Source organism: Streptomyces sp. NPDC088812 (genome assembly GCF_044750285.1).
Lineage (GTDB): Bacteria > Actinomycetota > Actinomycetes > Streptomycetales > Streptomycetaceae > Streptomyces.
Window position 1 is genome coordinate 486,245 of the sequence record NZ_JBIVJP010000001.1, and the last position, 24,579, is coordinate 510,823.

General features: G+C 72.5%; 23 protein-coding genes and 2 pseudogenes. 7 read left to right on the plus strand and 18 right to left on the minus strand.

Features of this window, described 5'->3' with window-relative positions:
* Positions 1–86: 86 nt before the first annotated feature.
* Entirely contained in the window at positions 87–1,013 is a 927-nt protein-coding gene (locus ACIP67_RS02115) for an oxidoreductase (RefSeq protein WP_401685974.1), read from the minus strand.
* A 95-nt stretch (positions 1,014–1,108) separates the two neighbouring features.
* On the opposite strand from ACIP67_RS02115, the gene ACIP67_RS02120 reads away from it, so the two are divergent.
* Positions 1,109–1,684, plus strand: coding sequence for a TetR family transcriptional regulator (locus ACIP67_RS02120; RefSeq protein WP_401685977.1), 576 nt, complete (start codon positions 1,109–1,111; stop codon positions 1,682–1,684).
* A 141-nt stretch (positions 1,685–1,825) separates the two neighbouring features.
* Here the strand turns inward: ACIP67_RS02120 and ACIP67_RS02125 are convergent.
* Positions 1,826–1,942 (minus strand): annotated as a pseudogene (locus tag ACIP67_RS02125) (XRE family transcriptional regulator); the annotation flags it as partial.
* Complete coding sequence (locus ACIP67_RS02130; protein WP_401686819.1) at positions 1,926–2,057, minus strand: hypothetical protein; 132 nt, start codon at positions 2,055–2,057, stop codon at positions 1,926–1,928. The gene ACIP67_RS02130 and the pseudogene ACIP67_RS02125, both read right to left, overlap by 17 nt.
* 65 nt (positions 2,058–2,122) lie before the next feature.
* On the opposite strand from ACIP67_RS02130, the gene ACIP67_RS02135 reads away from it, so the two are divergent.
* Positions 2,123–3,394 (plus strand): M20 family metallopeptidase, encoded by a 1,272-nt coding sequence (locus tag ACIP67_RS02135; RefSeq protein WP_401685980.1) that lies wholly within the window; start codon positions 2,123–2,125, stop codon positions 3,392–3,394.
* Between the two features lie 548 nt (positions 3,395–3,942).
* Here ACIP67_RS02135 and ACIP67_RS02140 read toward each other — a convergent pair.
* On the minus strand, positions 3,943–5,391 hold the full coding sequence (locus tag ACIP67_RS02140; RefSeq protein ID WP_401685983.1) for an MFS transporter: 1,449 nt from the start codon (positions 5,389–5,391) through the stop codon (positions 3,943–3,945).
* Entirely contained in the window at positions 5,388–6,689 is a 1,302-nt protein-coding gene (locus tag ACIP67_RS02145) for a M20 family metallopeptidase (RefSeq protein WP_401685985.1), read from the minus strand. Before ACIP67_RS02145 ends, ACIP67_RS02140 begins: the two co-directional genes overlap by 4 nt.
* Positions 6,690–6,776: 87 nt before the next feature.
* On the opposite strand from ACIP67_RS02145, the gene ACIP67_RS02150 reads away from it, so the two are divergent.
* The 3 genes from ACIP67_RS02150 to ACIP67_RS02160 all read left to right on the plus strand — a co-directional run bounded on the left by ACIP67_RS02150 (position 6,777) and on the right by ACIP67_RS02160 (position 11,272).
* On the plus strand, positions 6,777–7,892 hold the full coding sequence (locus tag ACIP67_RS02150; protein ID WP_401685988.1) for an Lrp/AsnC family transcriptional regulator: 1,116 nt from the start codon (positions 6,777–6,779) through the stop codon (positions 7,890–7,892).
* A gap of 345 nt (positions 7,893–8,237) precedes the next feature.
* Positions 8,238–10,631 (plus strand): ATP-binding cassette domain-containing protein, encoded by a 2,394-nt coding sequence (locus ACIP67_RS02155; RefSeq protein ID WP_401685991.1) that lies wholly within the window; start codon positions 8,238–8,240, stop codon positions 10,629–10,631.
* A 197-nt stretch (positions 10,632–10,828) separates the two neighbouring features.
* Positions 10,829–11,272 (plus strand): helix-turn-helix transcriptional regulator, encoded by a 444-nt coding sequence (locus ACIP67_RS02160; protein ID WP_401685993.1) that lies wholly within the window; start codon positions 10,829–10,831, stop codon positions 11,270–11,272.
* Between the two features lie 72 nt (positions 11,273–11,344).
* Here the strand turns inward: ACIP67_RS02160 and ACIP67_RS02165 are convergent.
* The 4 genes and pseudogenes from ACIP67_RS02165 to ACIP67_RS02180 form a co-directional block, all read right to left on the minus strand.
* A pseudogene (locus ACIP67_RS02165) lies at positions 11,345–11,701 on the minus strand (3-beta hydroxysteroid dehydrogenase); the annotation flags it as partial.
* 317 nt (positions 11,702–12,018) lie between these two features.
* Positions 12,019–12,222, minus strand: a complete 204-nt coding sequence (locus tag ACIP67_RS02170; RefSeq protein WP_073499692.1) for a cold-shock protein — start codon at positions 12,220–12,222, stop codon at positions 12,019–12,021.
* 492 nt (positions 12,223–12,714) lie between these two features.
* Positions 12,715–13,341, minus strand: a complete 627-nt coding sequence (locus tag ACIP67_RS02175) for a hypothetical protein (protein WP_401685996.1) — start codon at positions 13,339–13,341, stop codon at positions 12,715–12,717.
* Positions 13,342–13,370: 29 nt separating this feature from the next.
* Positions 13,371–14,252, minus strand: coding sequence for an ATP-binding cassette domain-containing protein (locus tag ACIP67_RS02180; protein WP_401685999.1), 882 nt, complete (start codon positions 14,250–14,252; stop codon positions 13,371–13,373).
* A 318-nt stretch (positions 14,253–14,570) separates the two neighbouring features.
* Between ACIP67_RS02180 and ACIP67_RS02185 the strand changes: the two genes are divergently transcribed.
* Positions 14,571–15,947, plus strand: a complete 1,377-nt coding sequence (locus ACIP67_RS02185; protein WP_401686001.1) for a DUF3500 domain-containing protein — start codon at positions 14,571–14,573, stop codon at positions 15,945–15,947.
* A gap of 91 nt (positions 15,948–16,038) precedes the next feature.
* Here the strand turns inward: ACIP67_RS02185 and ACIP67_RS02190 are convergent, their stop codons facing one another.
* Positions 16,039–16,278 carry a hypothetical protein gene (locus ACIP67_RS02190; protein ID WP_401686003.1) on the minus strand — a complete coding sequence of 80 codons (240 nt, stop codon included), beginning with the start codon at positions 16,276–16,278 and terminating at the stop codon, positions 16,039–16,041.
* Between the two features lie 312 nt (positions 16,279–16,590).
* Here ACIP67_RS02190 and ACIP67_RS02195 point away from each other — a divergent pair, with 312 nt between their 5' ends.
* The gene (locus ACIP67_RS02195) at positions 16,591–17,406 is read left to right on the plus strand and encodes a phosphotransferase (protein WP_401686006.1); all 816 of its coding nucleotides are present in this window, start codon (positions 16,591–16,593) and stop codon (positions 17,404–17,406) included.
* Positions 17,407–17,433: 27 nt separating this feature from the next.
* On the opposite strand, the gene ACIP67_RS02200 is transcribed toward ACIP67_RS02195, so the two are convergent.
* The 8 genes from ACIP67_RS02200 to ACIP67_RS02235 form a co-directional block, all read right to left on the minus strand.
* A complete protein-coding gene (locus ACIP67_RS02200) occupies positions 17,434–18,084 on the minus strand; it encodes a CoA transferase subunit B (protein ID WP_389518773.1) in 651 nt (216 codons plus the stop codon).
* The gene (locus ACIP67_RS02205; protein WP_401686009.1) at positions 18,084–18,884 is read right to left on the minus strand and encodes a CoA transferase subunit A; all 801 of its coding nucleotides are present in this window, start codon (positions 18,882–18,884) and stop codon (positions 18,084–18,086) included. The genes ACIP67_RS02200 and ACIP67_RS02205 overlap by 1 nt, the downstream gene beginning before the upstream one ends.
* A 13-nt stretch (positions 18,885–18,897) precedes the next feature.
* Entirely contained in the window at positions 18,898–19,677 is a 780-nt protein-coding gene (locus ACIP67_RS02210) for an SDR family NAD(P)-dependent oxidoreductase (protein WP_401686012.1), read from the minus strand.
* Positions 19,674–20,429, minus strand: a complete 756-nt coding sequence (locus tag ACIP67_RS02215; protein WP_401686015.1) for an SDR family NAD(P)-dependent oxidoreductase — start codon at positions 20,427–20,429, stop codon at positions 19,674–19,676. The genes ACIP67_RS02210 and ACIP67_RS02215 overlap by 4 nt, the downstream gene beginning before the upstream one ends.
* Complete coding sequence (locus ACIP67_RS02220) at positions 20,426–21,397, minus strand: fumarylacetoacetate hydrolase family protein (RefSeq protein ID WP_401686018.1); 972 nt, start codon at positions 21,395–21,397, stop codon at positions 20,426–20,428. Before ACIP67_RS02220 ends, ACIP67_RS02215 begins: the two co-directional genes overlap by 4 nt.
* A 110-nt stretch (positions 21,398–21,507) precedes the next feature.
* The gene (locus ACIP67_RS02225) at positions 21,508–22,440 is read right to left on the minus strand and encodes a VOC family protein (protein ID WP_401686021.1); all 933 of its coding nucleotides are present in this window, start codon (positions 22,438–22,440) and stop codon (positions 21,508–21,510) included.
* 4 nt (positions 22,441–22,444) lie between these two features.
* Entirely contained in the window at positions 22,445–23,443 is a 999-nt protein-coding gene (locus ACIP67_RS02230; protein WP_401686024.1) for an amidohydrolase family protein, read from the minus strand.
* Complete coding sequence (locus tag ACIP67_RS02235; protein WP_401686027.1) at positions 23,440–24,570, minus strand: FAD-dependent oxidoreductase; 1,131 nt, start codon at positions 24,568–24,570, stop codon at positions 23,440–23,442. The genes ACIP67_RS02230 and ACIP67_RS02235 overlap by 4 nt, the downstream gene beginning before the upstream one ends.
* Positions 24,571–24,579: the final 9 nt, after the last annotated feature.

Sequence of the window (24,579 nt, forward strand, 5' to 3'; positions counted from 1 at the left end):
GAACAGGCTGTCATTCAGGAGCGGTTCCGGGGTTCGGGACGAATCCGTCAGAGCTGGTCATGGACCTTTTTCCTTTCACGGCAAGGTCAGGTCTGCAGGACCGGAAAGGTGACGCCGGCCAGCCGTTCGCTCTCGCGCCACAGCCAGGCTCCCAGGTCGGGGTCGTCAGCCCCGGCGGGCAGCCGGACCGGCTTGGGCGTGCCGGAGGTCTGGTCGCGTCCGGCCGGGCCGAGGTAGGCCCCGCCGACGACCTCGGGGTGGGTCGCGGCATACAGGGACGGCCAGGCTGCGCCGTCGGGGGAGCCCATCAGTGTGCGGGAGGCGAGGGCCACGAGCAGGCGCCCCATTCGGCTGGTGGAGGTGTGGCGCTGCAGGTTGGTGACGGCCGAGCCCGGGTGGACGACTACAGCGCGGTGCGCACTGCCGACAAGGCGGCGGGCGAGTTCCTGGGTGAAGACGACGTTGGCCCGCTTGGACTTCGCGTACGCGCTCATCGGGCGGTAGCCGTGCTCGCTCATCAGATCTGCGAGATCACCGGAGCGCCAGGCGGCGGCGACGGCGCTGACCGTGACGACGCGGGCAGCCGCGGAGCGCTCAAGGGCCGGCATCAGGTGCGCTGTCAGCGCGAAATGGCCGAGGTGGTTGGTGCCCACCGTGAGTTCCAGTCCATCGCGGGTCAGTCGTCGCTCCGGGATGTCCATCACGCCGGCGTTGTTGACGAGGAGGTCGAGGGTCTCGCCCGCGGCGAGCGGGGCGGCCGCCTCACGGATCGCGGCAAGGTCGCCGAGGTCGAGTTCCACTGTCTCCAGGCGGGCACCGGGCACGTCCGCGCGCAGGCGGCGGGCGGCATCCGCCAGGGATTCAGGGCGCCGGCCCGCCAGCAGGACGCGGGCACCGTGCTCCGCCAGCACCTGGGCGGTGCGGTAGCCGATGCCGCTGTTGGCGCCGGTGATCAGTGCGGTCCGGCCCTTGAGATCCGGGATGTCGGCTGGGGTCCAGTGTGAGGTGACCATGAGCGGCCTTCCTGAATGAATGTTCATTTACTTCAGTCAGCATGCGGACGTCGATCCGAGTTGTCAAATGAACGTTCATTAGAAAGGCTGAGTGCATGGCAACACGTGACCCCGACCGCAAGCGCCGGCAGCTGATGGAAGCCGCTCTCGCCGAGTTCGCCGAGTTCGGCGTGGCAGGAGCCCGCGTGGACCGGCTCGCAAAACGGGCCGGCATCAGCCCTGGCCTGGTGTACTCCTTCGCCGCCGGCAAGGAGGGCCTGTTCGAGGCCGTCTACGAAGCGATCGCCGAGCAGACTGTGAACGCGGTCCCTGTCGACGCCGACGACCTGGCCGAATACGCCGGCCGCCTGCACGACGCCGGGCAGCAGCACCCCCAGGTCATGCGCTTCCTCACGTGGTACGCACTGGAAAGCGCTGAACGGCCGGCGCCCGACATCGTGGCCCGCTCGATGCAGGACAAGATCGCCTCTATCGAGGCCGCCCAGCAACGCGGCAGCGTCCGGCGGGACAAGCCGGCCGCGGAGATCCTGGCGCTCGTTCTGGCGCTCGCGAACATGTGGCAGCACCAGACGGAGGACGTCAACGTCCTGGTCCCACCCGCACGTCAGCGCGCAACGATCACTGATGCCGTACGCCGCCTCGTCGCCCCGGACTGTCCCGCTGATCGCTGAGGGCGTCACCGCAAGCCCTCGACGTCTCGCCCTTCCTGACTGCGCACGTGATGTTGCACAACTGGCCAGGTATCGCACCCACCGGCCGACTGAAGCGCTCAGTCACCAGTCCGGGCTCACAGGCTGTTCGGGGAGCAGCGCCTACAGGTCGAACTCCAAGTGCTCGATGTCCGTGAAACGCACCTCTTCCAGCTCCCCGGCACGGCGGCCGTCGTCCTGGAAGTACACCTCCTTGAGCGCCTCAGCGGCGATCTCCTTTCACCCTCGACGCGTACACGCCCAGGAGCCGGGCGAGGTCCGCCGGCGCCAGCTGCCCGGCCTCGCCCCAGTGGCGGGAGTCGAGCGCGTGCCAGGACGGGATGCACAGCTGCACGCAGTTGCGCTCCGAGCCCTGTCCTCGACGTCCGACGAGCCCCCGCCCCACTTCGGCGGTCGCTGGTGTCCTCCCGCGACTGCGCTCCGACAAATCGGTTGCCTGCCGGTGCTCAGCTTCACGATCTTGTCTTCATGCCATTGGATGAGGAACTGATCGAGCTCCGCCGGGAGATCCATCGCCGACCCGAACTCGCGGGCGAGGAGCGGGAGACAGCCGGGCTGGTCGCGGAGCAGTTGCGTGCGGCGGGGCTGGAAGTGACGACCGGCGTCGGCGGGCACGGGGTCGTCGCCGTGCTCGACGGTTCTGCGGACGGCCCGACGGTGGCGTACCGGGCGGACATGGACGCCGTGGACGTGACGAGGAATATCCTGCCGTTCCCGCTCTCGGGCCGGATGCATGACGAGGGCTTCGCCTCGCGCGTCCCTGGTGTCGCGCACCTGTGCGGGCACGACCTGCACACCGCGATCGGTGTCGGCGTGGCGAGGAAGCTGGCCCAGTGCTCCGAGCAGGTACGTGGGCGGGTGGTGTTCGTGTTCCAGCCGGCCGAGGAGCCCCTGCAGGGCGCACGCGCGATGCTGGACACGGGGCTGGTGCAGCGGCTCGCGCCGCGCGAGTTCTACGCACTGCACTGCAGCCCGTTCCCCACGGGCACCATCGCGGTGTCCCCGGGCCATGGGCTGCCCGGGCTCGACCAGATCCGGATCCTACTTCCGGGTGGCGAGGACGCGGCGGCCGCCGTCGCAGCCGAGGTCGCGGAACTCGGCACGGTCGGCTTCCCGCAGAACCTCGCCGAGTACCACGCGGGCTTCCATGCCCTGCTGGATCCCGAAGTGGCCGCGTACAAGCAAGAATCCGTGTCCGTCGCCACGTGGATCGAACCAGGGTCTGGCGGGCAGCCGGTCGTCGGCATCCTGCTGCGCGTCTGGCCGCAGGAACGACTGCCGGAAGTACGCGCGCAGGTCGAGCAGCTTGCGGTGGCCGCCGGCGGACACACCGAGTTCCAGGACGTCCCGTTCCCCGCCCTGGTGAACTCCGCGGAGCTCAGCACGGCGGCCGGCGACCACCTGAGCACGGCGATGGGGCCGGAGTCCGTCCTGTGGGCCCGTGCATCGTGGCCCTACAACTGTGAGGACTTCGCGCTGTTCCTCAACGAGGCTCCAGGCGCGCAGCTCTACCTCGGCGTCGCAGACGCCGATTCGGGGATCAACGGTGCGCCGCACTCTCCTGAGTTCGCGGCCGACGAGCGCGCGATCGGCCACGGTGTGCGCGCCATGAGCGGTCTCCTGACTCATCGGTTGGCGGCCCAGCCCACTGCTCCCCAGCATCGTTCCTGACGGAGTCGCCATGCCGCCGGGGCGCGGAAGAAGGGGACCTGCAGAAAGAGCCGCCCGGCGGCATCACCGTCGAGCCGGACGGCCACGGCCTCGGACGGTCGCGCGGTGGCTTGACCACCAAGCTCCATCTCGCCGCCGAGCAGGGCCGGCGGCCCATGTCCGTCGTGATCACCGCCGGACAGTGAGGCGACTCCCCGCAGTTCGAGCCCGTCCTGAACAAGGTCCGCGTCGCCCGCCGAGGTTCGGGGCGGCCGCGGGCCCGGCCTGACCGGGCTCGCGCCGACAAGGCGTACGCCTCCCGCAGGAACCGTGCCTACCTGCGCCGACGCGGCATCCGCTGCACCATCCCGGACAAGGCCGACCAGGCCCGCAACCGCACGAAGCATGGCCCGGGCGGCGGCCGGCCACCCAAGTCCGAGGCCGAGGACCACAAGGCCCGGCACGCGGTCGAGTGTGGCGTCAATCGCCTCAGAAGGCACCGTGCCGTCGCCACGAGACACGACAAGCGCTCGCGGTCCGCTACGAGGCGACCGTCCTTGTCGCGGCCCTCAACGAGTGGTTGTGACCAGCACATTCGATACACGCCCCAGGGCCACCGCGATCACCGCCGCCAGGCCGAAGACGGCGCACATCGCCCAGACCGCGGTGTAGCCGCCCTCGCTCGGCGTGGCCCCGCCGAGGGGCGTCGCCGAGGCCAGCAGGGAGGCGATGGCACCGCCCGCGACCGCGCCGCCGACGGTCTTGGCGTTGTTGTACAGCGCGGAGGCGACCCCCGTGCGGTCCACGGGCGTGGCCTCGACGATGACCGTGGGCATGGCGCCGAGCGCCGCGCCGGTGCCCGTACCGCACAGCAGCAGGGCGGCCACGACCTGCCAGAGCGCGTCGTGCAGGACCGCCAGGGCCACGAACCCGGCGGTGATCAGGGAGAACGCGGCGATCAGGGTGGGGCGGTAGCCGATGCGCCGGGCGATCAGGGCGGTGCAGCTGGAGGTGGCGAGAGCGGCGAGCGTGGCGGGCAGACCGACCAGGGAGATGGCCAGGGCGTGCAGACCGAAGCCGTAGCCGTCGGTGCCGGCGTCGGCGGCGAGGAAGGTGGCGTTCGGGGACTGGCTGCCGAAGTACAGGACGCCGAAGAAGAACGAGGTCAGGTAGAAGGGCGCCACGGCGCGTCCGCGCAGGGCCCGCAGGTCCACCAGCGGGTCCTCGGTGCGCAGTTCGACCCGTACCCAGACACCGGCCAGGACCGCGCAGGCCAGGAGCGGCAGCAGGACCTGCGCCGAGAGCCAGCCGCCGTGCTCGGCGCGCGACACCCCCGCGAGCAGGGTGACCAGCGCGGCGCCGAGCAGGCACGCGCCGGGCCAGTCGGGGCCGCCGGCCGTGCGCGGCACGCTCTCGGGGATGCGCCAGAACGCCACGGGCACGCACGCCAGCGCCAGGAGCGCGGGCACCAGCAGCACCAGCCGGAGGTCGGCCACGGCCTGGCTGATCGCGCCCATCGCGACGGCGCCGACGAGGCTGCCGAGGGTGAGGGCGCCGACCAGGCGGGCGATGGCGGCCCGGGCCTGCTCGACCGGGAGCCGGTTCCTGACGAGCGCGATCTCCAGCGGGAGCAGCGCGACGAGCGCTCCCTGGAGGACGCGCGCGAGCAGCAGGGCGGTGAAGTTCGGGGCCAGGGCGAGCAGCAGGGTGCCGGCCGCGACCGAGACGAGGGCGACGCGCAGCATCCGGCGGTGGCCGTGGAGGTCGCCGAGCCGGCCGAAGACCGGCACGAGGACCGCTCCGGAGAGCAGCTGCACGGAGATCACCCAGTTGACGGCGGAGTCGCCGACCCCGTGGTGGTCGCCGAGGTCGGGCAGCAGGGGGGCGATGCCGGTCTGCAGGAACCCGCTCATGAGCTCGAACAGGACGAGCAGCCCCACGACCGTCCGGGCGGAGGCCGCGGGCCCGGCGGGAGGGGCCGCCGCCGGTCCGCCCGGCGCGGCGGCGGTGTCGGTCACGCGCCCTCCCCGGCGGTGGTCGTGGCCGCGGCGGTGCCGGTGGCCGGCGGGGCGGGTAGCAGCGCGGTGGCACCGGGGGCGGCCGGGTCGGCGGCTGTCCCCGGCCGGTGCAGGGCCAGGCGCCGGGCGGCGAGGGTGGCCAGCAGCAGCGCCTGGTCGGGCAGTACGCCGTCGTCGTACACGGCCTGCGGTGAGTGGTTGACGGGCGCGGTGGCCGGGTCGCGGTCGGGCGGGCAGGCGCCGACGGCGAGGAAGGCGCCGGGGACCTGTTGCAGCACGAAGGAGAAGTCCTCCGACCCGGAGACGGGCCGGGGCGCTTCGAAGACGCGGGTCGGCCCGAACAGGTCGAGCGCCGTGCCGAGCGCGAACGCCGCCTCGGCGGGAGGGTTGACCGTGGCCGGGTACTGACGGCTGTAGTCGACGCGCACGTCGACGTCGTGGGCGGCGGCCACACCCCGCAGCGTGCGCTCCACCAGGGCCTGGACCTGGTCCCGGACGGCGTCCGAGTAGGTCCGTACGGTGGCGCTGAACTCGGCGGTGCCGGGCACCACGTTGCGGGCGGTGCCCGCGTGGAAGACGCCCACGGTGATCACGGCCGGGTCGTGCACGTCGATCTCGCGGGCGATCCGGGTCTGGAGCGCGGTGACCATGTCGCAGGCGGCGACGACCGGGTCACGGGTCAGATGCGGCATGGATCCGTGGCCGCCGCGGCCGGTGACGGTGACGTCGAAGGTGTCGCTGGCGGCCAGCAGGGTGCCGGGGCGGGTGGCGACGATGCCCTTGGGGACCTGGGTGGAGAACACGTGCAGGCCGTAGGCCGCGACGACGCGGGAGCCGGCCGCGTCCAGGACCCCCTCCTCGATCATGATCCGGGCCCCGCCGTCGCCCTCCTCGCCGGGCTGGAACATGAAGACCACGTCGCCCGCCAGCTCCTCGCGGTGCGCGGCCAGCAGGCGGGCCGCACCGACGAGCCCGGCGGTGTGCAGGTCGTGACCGCAGGCGTGCATGACCCCGGGGTTCTCGGAGGCGTACGGCAGACCGGTGTCCTCGGTGACCGGCAGCGCGTCCATGTCGGCGCGCAGCAGTACGGCGGGACCGGGCCGCCCGCCGCGCAGGACGGCCGTGACGGAAGTCAGTCCCCGGCCGGTCGTGATCTCCAGGGGCAGGCCTTCCAGGGCTTCGAGGACCCTGCCCTGCGTACGGGGAAGGTCGAGGCCGAGTTCGGGGTCACGGTGCAGCCGGCGGCGCAGTTCGGTCAGCTCGTCGGCGAGGGCGGTGGCGTCAGCATGCTGGAACATGGCGTGTATCGTGCGCTCACCGCCCGCACGCTCGGCCGGCAACGCAGTGATGAGGCAATTCACCAAGATCATTCGCAGGAATCGGCCGTGGCCGGTTCATGGGCCGCTCCGGCCCGGCGTGAGAAGGGGGACGGTGTGCTCGACGAGATCGACTACCTGCTGATCACCGCCCTCCAGCACGAGCCCCGGGCCGACTGGCAGCGGATCGGCGCCCTGCTGGACGTGGACGCCACGACGGCGGCGCGGCGCTGGGCCCGGCTCACCGACGCGGGACTGGCCTGGCTCGGCTGCCATCCGTCCCCGGCCGCCACGGGAGAGCTGATCGTGGCGTTCATCGAGGTCGACTGCGAGCCCGGCCGGCTGCACACGGTCTGCGAGCACTTGGTGGACGACGCAGCCCTGTTCAACATCGAACACGCCACGGGCTCCCGCGACCTCCTGCTGACGGCGGTGTTCCGCAGCCAGACCCAACTGGCCCGCTACGTCGGCTTCCGCCTCGGAGCACTGCCGGGCATCGCCGCGACCCGCACCCAGATCGCGACCGCCCTGCACACCGAGGGCAGCCGATGGCGTCTGGACCGGCTGAAGGAGAGCGGCAGACCGGACGGCCCGCGGGCCCGCCCCGCCGCCCCCGCCGCGACCCTCGGCCCGGCCGACCTCGACCTCGTCCTGCTGCTCGGGGAGGACTGCCGGCAGAGCGTCAGCCGCCTCGCCGAACGAAGCGGCCTGAGCGCCGCCACCGTACGGCGGCGGCTGGCGAGGCTGGAGGCGGCGAACGCCATCGCGTACCGCTGCGAGGCGGCGCGCTCGGTCTCGGGCTGGCCGGTGAGCGCCACCCTGTGGGGCGCCGTCCCGGCTGCCGAGACGGCGCGCGTCACGGCGCAGCTCTCCGGGATGCGGGAGACACGTCTGTGCGCCACGCTGACCGGTCCGCACAATCTGCTGTTCACCGTGTGGCTGCGGTCGGTGGGCGACATCCAGCCGTTCGAGGCGGCGCTCGTGCAGCGCTTCCCCGACCTCACCGTCGCCGACCGGGCGGTCACCCTGTGGCGGCTCAAGCACGCCGGGCACATCCTCGACCCGGAGGGGCGGCGGCTGCGGACCGTCCCGTTCACCGGGATGTGGAACGACGGCGACACGAGCGTCGCCGAGAAGGCGCTGCTGGACCGGTTGCGCACGGCGGGCGGCGGCACACCGGTCTGACACCCGGGGGCCGCCCGGCACCGCCCGGCACCGACCGGCGCGAGCCACACCCGGCGCGACGCGGCCGCCGCACCGCGCGGACCGGGTGGAGCGGACCGGCAGGAGCGGACCGGGAGGAGAGCGGACCGGGTGGAGTGGACCGGGTGGAGCGGAGAGGGAGGAGAGCGGACCGGGAGGACCGGACCGGGTGGAGCGGAGAGGGAGGAGCGGACCGGGAGGAGCGGACCGGTCAGGAATCGAGAAGCAGCCGGAGTCGCGCCCCACCTAGCATGACCGCGGACGGAACCGGGCGAGCCGGGGCGAGGCCGCGACGACGGCCCCGCCCGACAGAGGGAGAAGACCACGATGAGCAAGGCCACGACGGCGAACCAGCAGTCGCCCGCGCCGCACGCCGCCGACAGCCACGAACTGATCCGCGTCCACGGGGCCCGTGAGAACAACCTCAAGGACGTCGACGTCGAGATCCCCAAACGCCGGCTGACGGTGTTCACCGGTGTCTCCGGCTCGGGCAAGAGCTCGCTGGTGTTCGACACGATCGCCGCCGAGTCCCAGCGGCTGATCAACGAGACCTACAGCGCCTTCGTCCAGGGCTTCATGCCCACGCCGGCGCGGCCCGAGGTCGACGTCCTCGAAGGGCTGACGACCGCGATCATCGTCGACCAGCAGCGGCTGGGCGCCGACCCCCGCTCCACGGTCGGCACCGTCACCGACGCCAACGCGATGCTGCGCATCCTCTTCAGCCGGCTCGGCACGCCGCACATCGGCCCGCCCGGCGCGTACTCCTTCAACGTCGCCTCGGTCTCCGCGAGCGGTGGGTACACGGTCGACCGCGGATCCGAGAAGACCCGGACCGAGAAGGTGACCTTCAGCCGGACCGGCGGCATGTGCACGCACTGCGAAGGCCGGGGAACGGTCACCGACATCGACCTCACCCAGCTCTTCGACGACTCCAAGTCGCTCTCCGAGGACCCGTTCACCATCCCCACCTACACCGGGGACGGCTGGGTGGTGCGGGTCATCACCGAGTCGGGCTTCTTCGACCGGCGCAAGCCGATCCGCGAGTACACCAAGAGGGAGCGGCACGACTTCCTCTACCGCGAGCCGACCAAGGTGAAGATCAACGGCGTCAACCTCACCTACGAGGGGCTGATCCCCAAGCTCCAGAAGTCGATGCTCTCCAAGGACCGGGAGGCGATGCAGCCGCACATCCGGGCGTTCGTGGACCGGGCGGTGACCTTCGCCGACTGTCCCGAGTGCGACGGCACCCGGCTGAGCGAACTCGCCCGCTCGTCGCGGATCGGGGAGCTCAACATCGCCGACGCCTGCGCCCTCCAGATCAGCGACCTGGCCGACTGGGTCCGCGGCCTGTCGGATCCGTCGGTGGCGCCGCTGCTCACGGCGCTCCAGCACACCCTCGACTCGTTCACGGAGATCGGCCTCGGCTACCTCTCGCTGGACCGGCCGTCGGGCACGCTGTCGGGCGGCGAGGCACAGCGGGTGAAGATGATCCGCCACCTCGGGTCCTCGCTCACCGACGTCACCTACGTCTTCGACGAGCCCACCATCGGCTTGCACCCGCACGACATCCAGCGGATGAACGGCCTGCTGCTGCGCCTGCGGGACAAGGGGAACACGGTGCTCGTCGTGGAGCACAAGCCGGAGGCGATCGCGATCGCCGACCACGTGGTGGACCTCGGGCCCGGGGCGGGTACGGCGGGCGGCACCGTCTGTTTCGAGGGCACCGTCGAAGGGCTGCGGGCGAGCGGCACGGTCACCGGCCGCCACCTCGACGACCGGGCGGCGCTGAAGAAGACGGTGCGCGAGCCCACCGGCGCACTGGAGATCCGCGGCGCGTCGACGCACAACCTGCGCGACGTCGACGTCGACATCCCGCTCGGCGTGCTGTGCGTGGTCACGGGCGTGGCCGGCTCGGGCAAGAGCTCGCTCGTCCGCGGCTCCGTGCCGGCCTCGGCGGGCGTGGTCTCGGTGGACCAGGCCCCGATCCGCGGCTCGCGCCGCTCCAACCCGGCGACGTACACCGGGCTCCTCGACCCGATCCGCAAGGCGTTCGCCAAGGCCAACGGCGTGAAGCCGGCGCTGTTCAGCGCCAACTCCGAGGGAGCCTGCCCGAACTGCAACGGCGCGGGCGTCATCTACACCGACCTGGCGATGATGGCCGGCGTCGCCACCACCTGCGAGGAGTGCGACGGGAGGCGGTTCCAGGCCTCGGTGCTGGAGTACCGCCTCGGCGGCCGTGACATCAGCGAGGTGCTGGCGATGCCGGTGACGGAGGCGGAGGAGTTCTTCGCCACCGGCGAGGCGCGTACTCCGGCCGCGCACCGCGTCCTCGAACGGCTCGCCGACGTCGGGCTCGGCTACCTCACCCTCGGCCAGCCGCTCACCACGCTGTCCGGCGGCGAGCGGCAGCGGCTCAAGCTGGCCACGCACATGGGTGAGAAGGGCGGCATCTACGTCCTCGACGAGCCGACCACCGGCCTCCACCTCGCCGACGTCGAGCAGTTGCTCGGACTGCTGGACCGGCTGGTCGACTCGGGCAAGTCGGTCATCGTCATCGAACACCACCAGGCGGTCATGGCACACGCGGACTGGATCATCGACCTCGGTCCCGGCGCCGGCCACGACGGCGGCCGGATCGTCTTCGAGGGCGCCCCCGCCGACCTCGTCGCCGCCCGCTCCACCCTCACCGGCGAGCACCTCGCGGCCTACGTGGGCGCCTGACCGGGGCACCCGCGACGGTAGGCGACAGCCGCCCCCGACGGCTGGGCGACAGCCGCCCCCGACGGCTGGGCGACAGCCGCCCCCGACGGCTGGGGGACAGGCGTCCGCGACGGCTGGGGGACAGGCCCCGCGACGGTGGGAGAGCAGGGTGGCCGCGGCCCTGCTGCCCCACCGTCGTGTGTGGCAGGATCGCGTGGGTGACCAGCAGACCCGCCGCGGCTCCGCACCTGCGCACCCTCGCGCTGCTGCGCCGCGTCCGCGACCGCATCGACCGGGAGTACGCGCAGCCGCTGGACGTCGAGGCACTGGCCCGCGGCGTGAACATGTCGGCGGGCCATCTCAGCCGCGAGTTCCGCCTCGCCTACGGGGAATCGCCGTACTCCTACCTGATGACGCGCCGGATCGAGCGGGCGATGGCGTTGCTGCGCCGGGGCGAACTCAGCGTCACCGAGGTCTGCTTCGCGGTCGGCTGCGCGTCGCTGGGCACCTTCAGCACGCGCTTCAGCGAACTGGTCGGCATGTCCCCCAGCGCCTACCGGCGCCTGGCGGCGAGCGGGACGGAAGGGATCCCGTCGTGCGTGGCGAAGCAGGTGACCAGACCGGTCAGGAACCGTGAGGCGCGGTCGTCGGACCGCGCCTGAACGGGACCGCCCCGGACGCGGTGGTGGGCCGGTCTCCCCGCCGGGCGGCGCCGGCGGGGAGGGCAGGTGGCGTCAGGCCGTGAAGTAGTGGCCCTCCTCGAGGTCCGTCACGAGGCCGGGACGGACCGGCTGCCATCCCGTCCGCTGCCGGGTCAGGGCGCTGGACGCGGGGAGGTCGATTCCGGCGAAGTGGCGGAGCCGGCCGAAGTGCGCGTCGGCCTCGTCGCCGGACAGGCCGACCACCGGGAGGTCCAGGTGGCGTCCGATGACGGTGGCGATGTCACGGAAGGGGACGCCCTCGTCGGCGACGGCGTGCAGCCGGCTGCCGGCGGGCGCGGTCTCCAGGGCCAGCCGGAACAGGGGAGCGGCGTCGAGCCGGTGCACCGCGGGCCAGCGGTTGGCGCCGTCACCGACGTAGGCCGAGGCCCCCGTGCCCAGGTGTCGGGGAAGAGGCGCCGGCCGGCGCTGCGTCTCCGGGCGAAGGCCTCGCCCCGGTCGTCCAGGATCACCGCGCCGACGGTCCGGAGCTCCCCGTCCGCGGGTACGGGTACGTCGACACCCGCGTCCACCGTGACCGGCTGATCGTCTCCCGGCATGGGCGTCGGACGGGACGGCACCGGCACGGGGCGGAACGCGATCAAGGGGCCCGGCTGCTGCCGGACCCCTTCACATCCTGGGCGTCCTGTCGCGGGACGGGAGCCGAACCCGGGCTCTCGTGGGTGAGAGCCCCGGGCCCGGGATCCCTGTCAGCCGCGGACGATGTTCTCGGCCTGGGGGCCCTTCTGGCCCTGGGTCACGTCGAAGGTGACCGCCTCCCCCTCTACCAGCTCCCGGTAGCCGTTGCCGGAGATGTTGGAGTAGTGCGCGAAGACGTCCGGCCCCCCGCCGTCCTGGGCGATGAATCCGAAGCCCTTCTCGGCGTTGAACCACTTCACGGTGCCGCTGGCCATGCTGTTGTGTCCTTCGTTCTCGCCGGTCACCCGGCTGGAGTGGAATGTGGGAGCCTTCCACGAGCATGGGCGGCGTCCCAGAACCCTTCCTACCCCACAGGTCGCCGAATTATCCGATCTTTCTGCGCGAGGTCTTCTTCGTGTTGCGCGGGCCGTACGCCGGTCGGCGCACGACCGACGCCGGCACCCTCGTGCGGCGCCCGCCCCGGGGGTCAGTCGCCCCCGCCGCCTCCGCAGGAGGAGCCACCCCCGCAGGACCAGCCGCCCCCGCACCCGCCCCCGTCGCCTCCCCCGTCGCCTCCCCGGGACCGTCCCCGCGACGACCCGCCGCCCCGGCCCGTCCGTGCCGCCGCCGCGCACACCGCGAGCACGACGATCCCCACGACGATCAGGTATTCCATGGTCTCCACCCCGTCACTGTCCGTTCGCCGGTGCGGGGGGCATGCCCGGCGGGGCAGGTGCGCCAAGCACGTCTTGAGCAACTCCAGAGGTTCAGTCCCGGCGATCGGCGACGGCACCGGTGACGCAGGCGCTCGCGATCAGCAGGGCCACTGCGACGGCCGCGCACCCCGCCGTCGAGGACAGCAGGTCGGGGGCGTCCGGCGAGTACGACAGCAGGCGGATCAGCCGGTTGATCGGAGGGAGGCCCCGGGGGAAGCTGAGGACCGACATGAGCACCAGGGCCGCGACGAGCGAGTAGCCGGTGCGGCGCATCACCAGGCGGGAGACGACCAGACCGATCGCCACGCCGGTGCTCGCACCCGTCAGCTGGGCCAGCACGCCGACCAGGATGTCTTCCGTGGTGACCGCGTGGTCGCCCAACACCGTCGGCAGGAACAGCAGCAGGCCGGCCACGAGCAGGCTCGTGGCCAGGGCCACCAGCACGGTCGCGACGAGCACCGGAGTGGACCGGCCGGCGTGGACCACCGCGATGACGCGCCGCACGGGCTCCTCGGCGTTGACCAGCGCGACGGTCAGCCAGGTCGAGGTGACGAAGAGCACCCCCGCGACGGGCCCGTAGATCGCCACCACCGGCACCGACTCGGAACTTCCGGTGAAGACGAACGCCGCGGCGACGAAGAGGAACAGCGGCGGGACGTAGCGCTGGGAATGCAGCATGACCGCCATCGTGTAGCGGAACAGCGCGATCACGGAGTACCGCCGTGGACCGTGGCCCGAGGGATGCTCACCGGTCCCGCCTCGATCAGGGACCATCCGTCGCGCAGCGCGGCCAGGACCAGGTCGTCGGCATGGGCGCTGGTGGCATGGATCGTGGCGTACGCGCCGTCCGTGTGCGCGGTGACCACGCCGGTGAAGGCGTGCCAGTCCGCGGTGCGGGGAATCCCGTACGCGTCGACGGGTGCCTTGAACACGATCCGGGTCCTGCTCGGCCGCGCCGCACGCGCGGAAGCCTCGTCGAGGGTCACCCTCCCCCCGGCGACACGGTGGATCCGTGTGGCGTTCGCCCGGACCACCGACTCGCGGTGGTCGGTGAACACGACGGTGCCGCCCGCTCCGGTCGTCTCTCTCATGATCTCCGCCAGGACGCCGTGCGCCGAGCTGTCCAGCCCGGACCAGGGCTCGTCCAGGACGAGCAGGTGCGGTGGAACCATCAGCGCCTGTGCCAGGGCGACCTTCTGCGCGTTTCCCTTGGACAACGTGCCGAGAGGCGTGTCGTCGCCGCCGACGAGCGCGAGCCGCTCCAGCAACTCTTCCGCGCGTCGGCTCGCCGCCGCGCTCCGCAGGCCGCTGACACGTCCCATGTGGGTCAGGTAGCCGTGCGCCGACATCCGCTCGTCGGGCGGGAACCGGTCGGGCACGTAGCCGACCCGGGCAGGCCGGTCCAGTATCCGACCCGTGGTCGGCCGCGTCACACCGACCAGGATCCGCAGGAGCGTCGACTTCCCCGACCCGTTGCCGCCGCTGAACGCGATCAGCTCGCCGGGCGGCAGGTCCACGTCCACGTCGGTGAGAACCCACGTCTGCCGTCGGTAGCGTTTGCCGACGCCGCGCAGCCTCACGCCCGTCATCTCCCCTCGCCGGCGCCGTGGGCAGGTCCCCGCACAGGAAGCTGAGCGGTGGCCGCACGGTGGTGCGGCTCAGTCAACCACGGGTGATCGAACGACAGGGCTGGTTCCCGGTGGCGCCCGTCAGGTCGCCGTACGGCGCGCCGTGTTGCGGCCACGGCGGGGGGCGGGCGCCGGGGCGTCCGCGGAGGCCCTCGCCGCTGCGCCACGTCAATTCCCTTACGGACACGGGTCGTTGGTGTACACCCGACACGACAATTCCTATCCTGCACACAGGTTGCTGCCAGGCTCCCTTTAATCATCGACGAAATTGTCGACGATGTGAACGACACCAACCATGGACACAAGCCCCGCACCCCGGGAACCCACCGCTCACGCCGGTGGTTCATGAACAAGGCCCTGCTCGCCGGCGGCGTCTCCGCCGTCGCGGTCATGGGCGGCTACGCCGCCACCACGGCCGGCGCCGAGACGACGTCGACGACCGACGCGACGGCGAGCGCGTCGCCCTCGGGCCCGCCGGCCGGCGGCGGCTTCGGCCAGACGATCGCCTACGACGACTTCGTCGGCGTCACCACGGACGGAACCGTCCTGGACGACCTGTACGCGATCCACTCCACCGGCGTCTCCACCACCCCGGTGATCCGCGCCGCGCAGGCCTTCGTCGACTCGCTCACCGACGACCAGAAGTCGGCCACGCTCTTCGATGTCGACGCCGACCAGTGGCTGGACTGGACCAACGTCGACTCCAACGACCGCGAGGGCGTCGCCCTGCGCGACCTCACCGAGAAGCAGTACGCGCTCGCCCTGAAGCTGCTGAAGTCCTCGCTGTCGGCCCGCGGCCTCAAGCAGGCCAACAGCATCCGCAAGCTCAACCACTTCCTCGGCGAGTACTCGGGCGACACCTCCAAGGCGCTCAACGAGGACGCCTACTGGTTCACCGTCATGGGCACCCCGTCGGCGAAGGACGCCTGGGGCTTCCAGTTCGAGGGCCACCACCTCGTCATCAACTACTTCGTCCTGGGCGACCAGGTCGTGATGACCCCGACCTTCATGGGCTCCGAGCCGACGAAGATCACCTACGACGGTGTGGACTACCACCTCTTCCGCGAGGAGACCGCCGCCGGCCTCAAGCTGCTGCGCTCGCTGGACAGCACTCAGCTCGCCACCGCGGTCTCCACCGCCGCGAAGACCGGTACCGACCTGATCGCCGGAGCCGGCCAGGACAACGCCGTCATCCCGTACGCGGGCCTCAAGGGCTCCGAGCTCGACCGCAAGCAGCAGCAGCTGCTGCTCGACCTGGTCGAGGTCTACGTCGGCTACCAGGACGAGGGCCATGCGCGGGTGCGGCTGCGGGAGATCGAGAAGCACCTCGACGACACGTACTTCTACTGGATCGGCGAGTACGAGGACGACTCGGCGTTCTACTACCGCGTCCACAGCCCGGTCGTGCTGATCGAGTACGACGCCGAGTCCCCGCTCGCGTACCACGAGGACGAGGACGGCAGTTCGGCCTCGGCCACGCCGTCCGCCTCCGCCTCCGCTTCCCCCTCCACCTCGGCGAGCCCGGGCGGCGCCCCCGGCGGTGGCGGTCCCGGCGGAACCCCCACCCAGCAGCACATCCACACCATCATCCGCACCCCCAACGGCAACGACTACGGCGTGGACCTGCTCAAGCTCCACCTGGCGACCGACCACTGACGGTCGCTCCGCCGCCCGCGTCACCTCGGGCGCCCCGGCTCAGGCCGGGGCGCCCGTCGGCGTCCGGCCGGGCGTGCCGCCCCCCGGCCCCTCACCCGCCGAGGTTCTCCTGGCGCAGGAGCCGCGGTGCGCAGACATGGCCGTCGCGGAGAACCGAGGCCTCCACGAGCACGGCGACATCAGCCCCCAGGGAACGGCCGTCACCGCTTTCCACGAGCCAACGGGCGGCGGCCACGGTGCCGTAGGTCGACCAGCCCCCGACCAGTACGACCCGCTTGGCCGGGTTGAGGGGGTTCGGTGCCCTGACGACGTAGCCACTGACCCGGCTCACATCGCCGTCCGTGACCTCACCGGTGCAGGCGGTGTCTCCCCAGGTGATGGCGTCCCCGCGCAAGTGGATGGGCAGCGCCTCCGCCCGCGTAGCGCCATGTGCGACGTGCGGGCAGTCGGCGGACCGCCGGCCAGTGGACCATGCCCATGACAGCAGTGAGTGCGGCGGCCACCACCGCGCTGAAGATCTGCGAGCCCACGGCTTCCGCGACGGCGTCCATGGTGCGTCCCCCTTCGCCCGGCTGACCCTTGACCGGCGCGGGGCGTCCCGAGCCGTCACCATTGGATCACGGCGGGCGGTAACGTCACCCGTATGACGGCCGAGGGCGGGGCGGGAGACGGTGAAGTGCTGACCGGCGGCATGGTGAACGCGGGTGCGGTGTTCCGCCGCGGCGGCCTGGTGGACCGCCCGGCGCCGTGTACCGCGCGCGCCCTCCACGCCCACCTCCGGGCGCTCGAGGAGCACGGCTTTGACGCGGCTCCGAGGCCGGTCCGGCTCACCCCGGACGGCCGTGAACAGCTGACCTACGTCCCGGGCGACGTCCCGCTGCCGCCATTTCCGCGCTGGGCGATGACCGAAGGCGCGCTGAGGTCGGTGGGCGGTCTGCTGCGGCGGCTGCACGAGGCCTGCGCGGCCGTCGCGGTCGACACCTCCGCCGCATGGCCCCGGGCACTGGCCGACCCGGAGGGAGGGACGATGCTGTGCCACAACGACGTGTGCCCGGACAACGTGGTGTTCCGCGACGGCCGTGCCGTGGCCCTCATCGACTTCGACCTGGCGGCGCCCGGCCGGCCCCTGTGGGACGTCGCCATGGCCGCCCGCTACTGGGTCCCCCTGCTCGACCCCGTGTCCGCGGCGGCCCTCTACCCCGCCGGGCTGCACGCCCCGACACGGCTGCGGATCCTCGCCGACAGCTACGGCCTCTCCCGGCACGAGCGCGCCGAACTGCCCGCGGTCGTCGAACAGGCGACCGCGTCCTGCCGGGCCTTCGTCGCCGACCGCGTGGCCGACGGCGATCCCGTCTACACCCGGACGCTGGCCGAGCGCGGTGGCTGGCGTCGGTGGGACCGAGTGCAGGAGTGGCTCGGGGACCACCGCGACGGGTTCACGGCCGCTCTGCTGGACTGACCGTTCGCCCGTACGGTGTGGGGCCGGTCAGCAGGCGGCCGAGTGGCTGCCCAGGCGGACCGGGGCGTCGGTGCGGGACGTGATGTCCTCGACCGTGACGCCCGGAGCCGTCTCGACCAGGGCGAGGCCGTCGTCGGTGACGTCCAGGACACCCAGGTCGGTGATGACGCGGTGCACGCACCGCTCGCCCGTGAGCGGCAGGGTGCAGTCCTTCAGGATCTTCGGGCTGCCGTCCTTGGCGGTGTGCTCCATCAGGACGATGACCCGGCGTGCGCCGTGCACGAGGTCCATGGCACCGCCCATGCCCTTGACCATCTTCCCCGGGATCATCCAGTTGGCCAGGTCGCCGGCGGCCGACACCTGCATGGCGCCGAGGACCGCGGTGTCGATGTGGCCGCCGCGGATCATGCCGAAGGAGAGCGCGGAGTCGAAGAAGCTCGCCCCGGGCAGGACGGTCACGGTCTCCTTGCCGGCGTTGATCAGGTCCGGGTCGACCTGATCCTCCGTCGGGTACGGGCCGGTGCCCAGGATGCCGTTCTCGGAGTGCAGCACCACGTGCACCCCGGGCGGGAGGTGGCCGGGGATCAGGGTCGGCAGGCCGATGCCCAGGTTGACGTAGGAGCCGTCGGTGAGCTCGGCGGCGGCGCGGGCCGCCATCTGGTCGCGGGTCCAGGCCATCAGGAACGCACCGTCCCTCGGGTCGAAGATGTCGAAGATGTCGAAGACGCGGAAACAGTGAGGCGCTCGATCCGCTTGTCGGCGGCCTCTTCGGCGCTGAGCCGGACGACCCTCTGCACGTAGATGCCGGGCAGGTGCACCTCGTCGGGGCGCAGCTCGCCCGGCTCGACGAGTTCCTCGACCTCGGCGACGGTGATCCGGCCGGCCATCGCGGCGAGCGGGTTGAGGTTGGCGGCCGCGAGGCGGAAGCACAGGTTGCCGTGGCGGTCGCCGCGCCAGGCCCGTACGAGGGCGAAGTCGGTGGTGATGCCCTCCTCCAGTACATGCGGGCGGCCCGCGAAGTCGCGGGTCTCCTTGGCCGGGGAGGCCACGGCGACGGAGCCGTCGGCGGCGTAGCGCCAGGGCAGGCCGCCGTTCGCGACCTGGGTGCCGACGCCGGCCGGGGTGTAGAAGGCGGGGATGCCGGCGCCGCCGGCGCGCAGGCGTTCGGCGAGCGTGCCCTGGGGGGTGAGCTCGACCTCCAGTTCGCCGGAGAGGTACTGGCGGGCGAACTCCTTGTTCTCGCCCACGTAGGAGCCGGTGACCCGGGCGATGCGGCCGGCGGCGAGCAGGACGCCGAGGCCGCGGCCGTCCACGCCGCAGTTGTTGGAGACGACCCGCAGACCGGTCGCCCCCTGGGTGTGCAGGGCACGGATCAGTGCCTCGGGTACGCCGCTGAGGCCGAAGCCGCCGACGGCCAGTGACGCGCCGTCGGGGATGTCGGCGACGGCCTCGGCGGCGCTGCCGCGGACCTTGTTCACAGGGGGAGTCCTTTCAGGTGGTGGCGCCGGGCAGCACGGCGGACCAGCCGCCGTCCACGACGAGGTTGGCGCCCGTGATGTACGCGGCCTCGTCGCAGGCCAGGAACACGGCCGCGTTGACGACGTCGTCGGCCGCGCCGAGCCGCCCCAGCGGGATGTGCCGGGCGATGGAGCGCATCGGGTGGTCGTCGGCGAGAAGGTTGCCGCGGGAGCCGTCGGTGTCGATCATTCCGGGGCTCACGCAGTTGACCCGGATGCCGTGCGGGGCACCCTCCGCGGCCAGCTGGCGGGTCAGCGCGATCACCGCGCCCTTGGAGGCGCTGTGCGCGGTGCGCGCGTTGGTGAGCGAGCCGGTCAGCCCGGCCGTCGAGCCGATGGTGAGGACGCAGCCGCGGGCGGCGACCAGGTGCGGCCAGGCCGCGCGCACGGTCAGCCAGACCGAGTCCAGCTCGGCGCGCATCGTGAACGCGAAGTCCGCGTACGGCTGGCTGTCGATCGCCCCGAAGCGGACGGCGCCGGCGTTGGCGTAGACGATGTCGACACCGCCGAACGCGTCGACGGCCTCCGCCACCCAGGAGCGGACACAGTCCTCGTCGGTGACGTCCAGCGGGTGAGGGGTGAGGGCGGTGCCGCCCTCGCGGGCGATGAGCCGCTGGGTCTCGACGGCCTCCTCGTGCAGCAGGTCGCCGCCGACGACGAGCGCGCCCTCGGCCGCGAACCGCAGGGCCGCCGCCCGGCCCTGGCCGCGCGCGGTGCCGGAGATCAGTGCGACCTTCCCTTCGAGCCGCTTCATCCGGTCACCTCCGCGCGCAGGGCGTCGGAGACGGACTTGACGCCGCCGTGCGCGGTGAGCCCGCCGTCCACCGGGATCTCGGCGCCGGTGACGAAGGACGCCTCGTCGGACAGCAGGAAGACGACCAGGCCGGTGACCTCGTCGACGGTGCCGGTGCGGCCCAGCGGGGTCTCGCGGACGTTGGCCTCGCGGAAGGCCGGGGCGGCGGAAGCGGTCATGTCGGTCTCGATGTAGCCGGGGTGGACGGTGTTGACGCGGATGCCGCGCGGGCCGAGCTCCAGGGCAGCGGTCCGGGACAGGCCGCGCAGCGCCCACTTGCTGGTCGTGTAGGCGATCGGGTAGTGGGCGGTGAGGGCGGCGGAGGAGCCCACGTTCACCACGGAGGCGCCGGCGGGCATGAGGGGCGCGAGGTGCTGGATGCCCAGCAGGGGGCCGGTGACGTTGACCGCGTGGACGCGCGCCATGTCCTCGGGGCGCACGTCGCCGAGGCGGGCGCGCCAGGTGACGCCCGCGTTGTTCACCAGGCCGTGCACCTCCCCGTACGCCTCGCGCAGGTCGGCCGCGAGGTCGGCCCAGTCCTGCTCGCTGGTGACGTCGAGCCGGCGGCAGCCGTCCCCGGGGTCGACGTCGGTGGCGATGACGCGGGCGCCCTCCCGGGTGAGCGCCTCCGCCTCGGCGGCGCCCTGGCCGCGGGCCGCGCCGGTGACCACCACGACCTTGCCCAGGAGCCGCCCCGGGTGCGGGGCGGTCACGGCCGCTCCCGCGAGCGGCGCCGGCCGGCCGGCAGCGGCACGGGCTGGATGCCGGGGACGACGGTGTTGGTGAGCGTGCCGATGCCCTCGACGGTGAGGGTGACGGTGTCGCCGGGCTTCAGCGGCGGCGGTGACTGCTCGCCGCGCAGGCCCCACAGCTCGGCGAGGCAGCCGCCGTTGCCGCAGGTGCCGGAGCCGAGCACGTCACCCGGCACGACGCGGGTGCCGCGCGAGGCGTAGGCGACCATCTCCTCGAAGGTCCAGCTCATGTTGGACAGCAGGTCCTCGCCGACCACCTCGCCGTTGATCTCGGCGGTCAGCGCCAGGCGCAGGAAGCCGTCGGCGTCCCGGTGCGGTTCCAGCTCGTCGGCCGTGACCAGGTAGGGGCCGAGGGTGGTGGCGGTGTCCTTGCCCTTGCAGGGGCCGAGGCCGACCTTCATCTCGGCGGACTGGAGGTCGCGGGCGGACCAGTCGTTGAAGACGGTGTAGCCGACGATGTGGTCCCGGGCCGCCTCGGGCGTCAGGTCGCGGCCCTCGCGGCCGATGACGACGCCCACCTCGAGCTCGAAGTCGAGCACCGACGACCCGGGCGGCACCGGGATGTCGTCGAGGTGGCCGTAGACGGCGTGCGGGTTGGTGAAGTAGAAGGTCGGCGCCGCGTACCACTGGTCGGGCACTCCTGAGGCGCCGTCGACGGAGCGGCGTACCCCTTCGACGTGTTCCTCGAAGGTGACGAAGTCCCTGACCGAGACGGGCTGGAGGGGCGGCAGCAGCCGCACCTGGGAGACGTGCGGACCCGGCGGCACGTCGAGGGCCGCCGCGCCGGCGGCGAGCAGTCCGGGCAGCCCGTCGGTCTCCGCGAGCAGCGCGGTGAGGGACTGCACGCCGGGCAGCGGGAGGAGCGTGCCGTCCTCCTCGACGACGGCCACGCGGCGGCGCTGCCGGTGCTCGTAGGCGGCGAAACGCATGGTGCGGCTCCTGGGAGGGGGAGGGGTGACGGAAGGCTTGCGGACCGGGGGCGCGGCGGGCAGTCAGGGCATGGCAGGACGTGCCGCGCCCCCGGAGTCGGCGGGGAGGATCAGACCGGCGGGGCGACGAACACGCCGCGGTCGGGGTCGTTGAAGGACTCCTTGGCGACGAGTTCGTTCATCGGGTTCGCCGTGCCCCACTGGTCGGTGACCTCGGGCTGGGAGAAGTCGTAGACGTGGGGGTGCCAGGTGTCCTCGTCGAGGAGCTCCAGCTCGGTGGTGTACTCGACGGTGTTGCCGTGCGGGTCGAGGAAGTACGTGAAGGTGTTGTCCCCGGCCATGTGCCGGCCGGGGCCCCAGATCTTCTGGAACCCGGCGCGGATGACACGGCCGGAGCCGCGCATGTACTCGTCGATGCCGCGCATCTCGAATGAGATGTGGTGCAGCGAGGTGTGCGGGCCCTTGGCCAGCGCCATCGAGTGGTGCTGGTTGCTGATCCGCATGAAGTGCATGACCTCGCCCATGTGGGGCGAGCTGAGGGTGTCCGAGAGGGCGAAGCCGAGGTGGCGCTCGTACCACTCGCGGGTCCGGTTCAGGTCGGGCGAGTTGAGGACGACGTGCGACAGCTTGACCGGGATCGACTCCTTCTCCTCTATCTTGCGGTGCTGCCGCACCTCCACGTCGGCGGAGACCTCGATGGTGCGTCCGTCGACGTCGAAGAAGCGGAAGCCGTAGCCGCCGCCGGGGGTGTCGATCTTGCCGGGCTGCGAGATCAGCTGCACGCCGCCGGCCAGCAGCCGCTCGGCGAGCGTGTCGACGTCGGCGGCGGACGCGGCGCCGTAGGAGACGAGGTCGAGGCGCTTCTCGTCGGCCTTGCGCAGCCGGACGACGTACTGCTCGGGGGAGCCCTCGGCGGCCAGGAAGGAGACACCGGAGTCCTCGGCGACCTTGGTCAGGCCCCAGACGCCGGCGTAGAAGTCCAGCTGTTTGTCGTAGTCGGGCACGGCGAGGTCGACGTGCCGCAGGTGGGTGAGCAGGCGCATGGTGTCAGTCCTTCCGGAGGAGGGCGGCCGCGTTGCCGCCCCGTACGGCCTCGACATCGGCGTCGGACAGCCGCGCGGCGCGCAGGGCGCCGACCGGGTCCTCGCTGCCCATGTCGAAGGGGAAGTCGGAGCCGAGGAGCACCCGGTCGGCCCCGGCGGCGCGGACCAGTTCCCGCAGCACGTGCGGGTCGTGGACCAGGGAGTCGAAGTACAGGCGCTTCAGGTAGCTGCTGGGCAGGTGGGCGCAGCCCGCGCCCGCGTCGGAGCGGGCCGACCAGGCGTGGTCGGAGCGGCCGATGTGGGTGGGCAGGTAGCCGCCGCCGTGCGCGGCGATCAGCTTCAGCCCCGGATGCCGGTCCAGGACGCCCGAGAAGATCAGATGGGAGAGGGCGACGGCGTTCTCGGTGGGCTGGCCGACGGTGTTGGACAGGTACCACCGGTCCAGGCGCTCGTCGAGCGTGCAGCCGAACGGGTGCAGGAACAGGATCGCCCCGGTCTCCTCCGCCCGCGCCCACAACGGCTCGTAGGCGGGGTCGGACAGCTCACGGCCCGGGGCGTGGCTGGAGATCTCCACGCCCAGCAGCCCCTGCTCCAGGGCGTGGTCCAGGGCCGCGACCGCGAGGTCGGGGTGCTGGAGCGGCACCAGGCCGAGCCCGCGCAGCCGGTCGGGTGCGGCGGCGCAGTGCGCGGCCGTGGCCTCGTTGGCCAGCCGGTACACCTTCTCGGCCGTGTCCTCGTCCGCCCAGTAGTGGTAGTGCGACGGGGAGGGGCTGACCAGCTGCACGTCCACGCCCTGCGCGTCCATCGACGCCAGGCGCACGGCGACGTCGGTCAGCTTCGGGATGCGCGCGCCCACCATGGGGCCGTTGACGGCGAGGGCGGCGGGGCCGTTGCGGCGGGCGTCCAGCGCCTTGGCCTCGGCGTGGCCGGGCAGGCCCGCCACGAGCGCCTCGATCTCGGGCAGCAGGACGTGGGCGTGCACGTCCACGGTCGGCGTGGTCACGGCAGCTCCCGGAGCATCGTCATGGTGCGGGCCATCAGGCCCGGGACATCGGCGTCGCGCACTCCGTCCAGCTGCCACTGCCCGATCTGCACGGACGCCTCGACGACCGGCCGGACGCGGTTGATCCGCCGCTCGTAGAACGCCTGGAGCAGCGCGTCGTCCCAGGTGTCGGCGCCGGTCAGCAGCTGCGCCAGCACCCACGCGTCCTCCAGGGACAGCGCGGCGCCCTGGGCGAGGGTGGGCGGGCAGCAGTGGGCGGCGTCACCGATCAGCACGACGCGGCCGCGGTGCCAGGACCCCCCGACCAGCATCCGGTCGAACCAGGTGTAGTTGACCTGCGCGGGATCGGTGATGTGCTCGGTGATCTCCGGCCAGACACCGCCGTACGCGGAGGCCAGGCGGCGCATCTCGTCGGCGTAGGACTCCGCCGGTATGGCCGCCCGGTCGCGGTTGGCCTCGACGACGTACGCGTAGATCGTGGTCTCGCTGGTGGGGCAGTAGCCGGCGATGTAGGCGGGGCCGCCGTAGGCGAGGTCGGTGCGGGTCACCCCGGCCGGGCGGGGCGCGGCGATGCGCCAGATGGCCATCCCGGTCGGCTCGGGCCGGTCCGGGACGCCGATGGCGGCGCGGGTGGCGGAGCCGAGGCCGTCGGCCGCGATCACCAGGTCGTACCGGCCCTCGGTGCCGTCGGTGAAGCGCACGCTCACACCGTCGGCGTCCTGGTCCAGGGACTCGGCCCGGGTGCCCAGCCGCACCCGGGCGCCGCTGTCCCGGACGGCGTCGATGAGGATGCGCTGGAGCTGCGGGCGCTGCATGCCGACGGTGGCGGGCAGGTCGTCGCCGCCGGTGCGCAGGTCGTCCTGGACGTGCAGGACGGTCCCGTCGGGGGCGGTGATGCCGACCGAGCCGAAGCCGAAGCCGGACGCCTCGACCTGCTTCCACACGCCCAGTTCGCGCAGGACCCGCAGGGCGTTGCCCTGGAGGGTGATGCCGGAGCCGGCGGTGGCGTTCCAGTCGTCCTTCGCCTCGACGAGGTCCACCGTCAGGCCGGCCCGGCGCAGCAGGATCGTCACGGCGTTGCCGGCCGCGCCACCGCCGATCACCAGGACCGTACGGGCATTGCTCATGGGGAACTC

Bases quoted from the DNA above. Each gene is read 5' to 3' on its own strand.
- ACIP67_RS02115 (WP_401685974.1), bottom strand. From the start codon at position 1,013: ATGGTCACCTCACACTGGACCCCAGCCGACATCCCGGATCTCAAGGGC.
- ACIP67_RS02120 (WP_401685977.1), top strand. From the start codon at position 1,109: ATGGCAACACGTGACCCCGACCGCAAGCGCCGGCAGCTGATGGAAGCC.
- ACIP67_RS02200 (WP_389518773.1), bottom strand. From the start codon at position 18,084: ATGGCCTGGACCCGCGACCAGATGGCGGCCCGCGCCGCCGCCGAGCTC.
- ACIP67_RS02210 (WP_401686012.1), bottom strand. From the start codon at position 19,677: ATGAAGCGGCTCGAAGGGAAGGTCGCACTGATCTCCGGCACCGCGCGC.
- ACIP67_RS02225 (WP_401686021.1), bottom strand. From the start codon at position 22,440: ATGCGCCTGCTCACCCACCTGCGGCACGTCGACCTCGCCGTGCCCGAC.
- ACIP67_RS02155 (WP_401685991.1), top strand. From the start codon at position 8,238: ATGAGCAAGGCCACGACGGCGAACCAGCAGTCGCCCGCGCCGCACGCC.
- ACIP67_RS02180 (WP_401685999.1), bottom strand. From the start codon at position 14,252: ATGACGGGCGTGAGGCTGCGCGGCGTCGGCAAACGCTACCGACGGCAG.
- ACIP67_RS02145 (WP_401685985.1), bottom strand. From the start codon at position 6,689: ATGTTCCAGCATGCTGACGCCACCGCCCTCGCCGACGAGCTGACCGAA.
- ACIP67_RS02235 (WP_401686027.1), bottom strand. From the start codon at position 24,570: ATGAGCAATGCCCGTACGGTCCTGGTGATCGGCGGTGGCGCGGCCGGC.
- ACIP67_RS02220 (WP_401686018.1), bottom strand. From the start codon at position 21,397: ATGCGTTTCGCCGCCTACGAGCACCGGCAGCGCCGCCGCGTGGCCGTC.
- ACIP67_RS02170 (WP_073499692.1), bottom strand. From the start codon at position 12,222: ATGGCCAGCGGCACCGTGAAGTGGTTCAACGCCGAGAAGGGCTTCGGA.
- ACIP67_RS02195 (WP_401686006.1), top strand. From the start codon at position 16,591: ATGACGGCCGAGGGCGGGGCGGGAGACGGTGAAGTGCTGACCGGCGGC.
- ACIP67_RS02175 (WP_401685996.1), bottom strand. From the start codon at position 13,341: ATGCTGCATTCCCAGCGCTACGTCCCGCCGCTGTTCCTCTTCGTCGCC.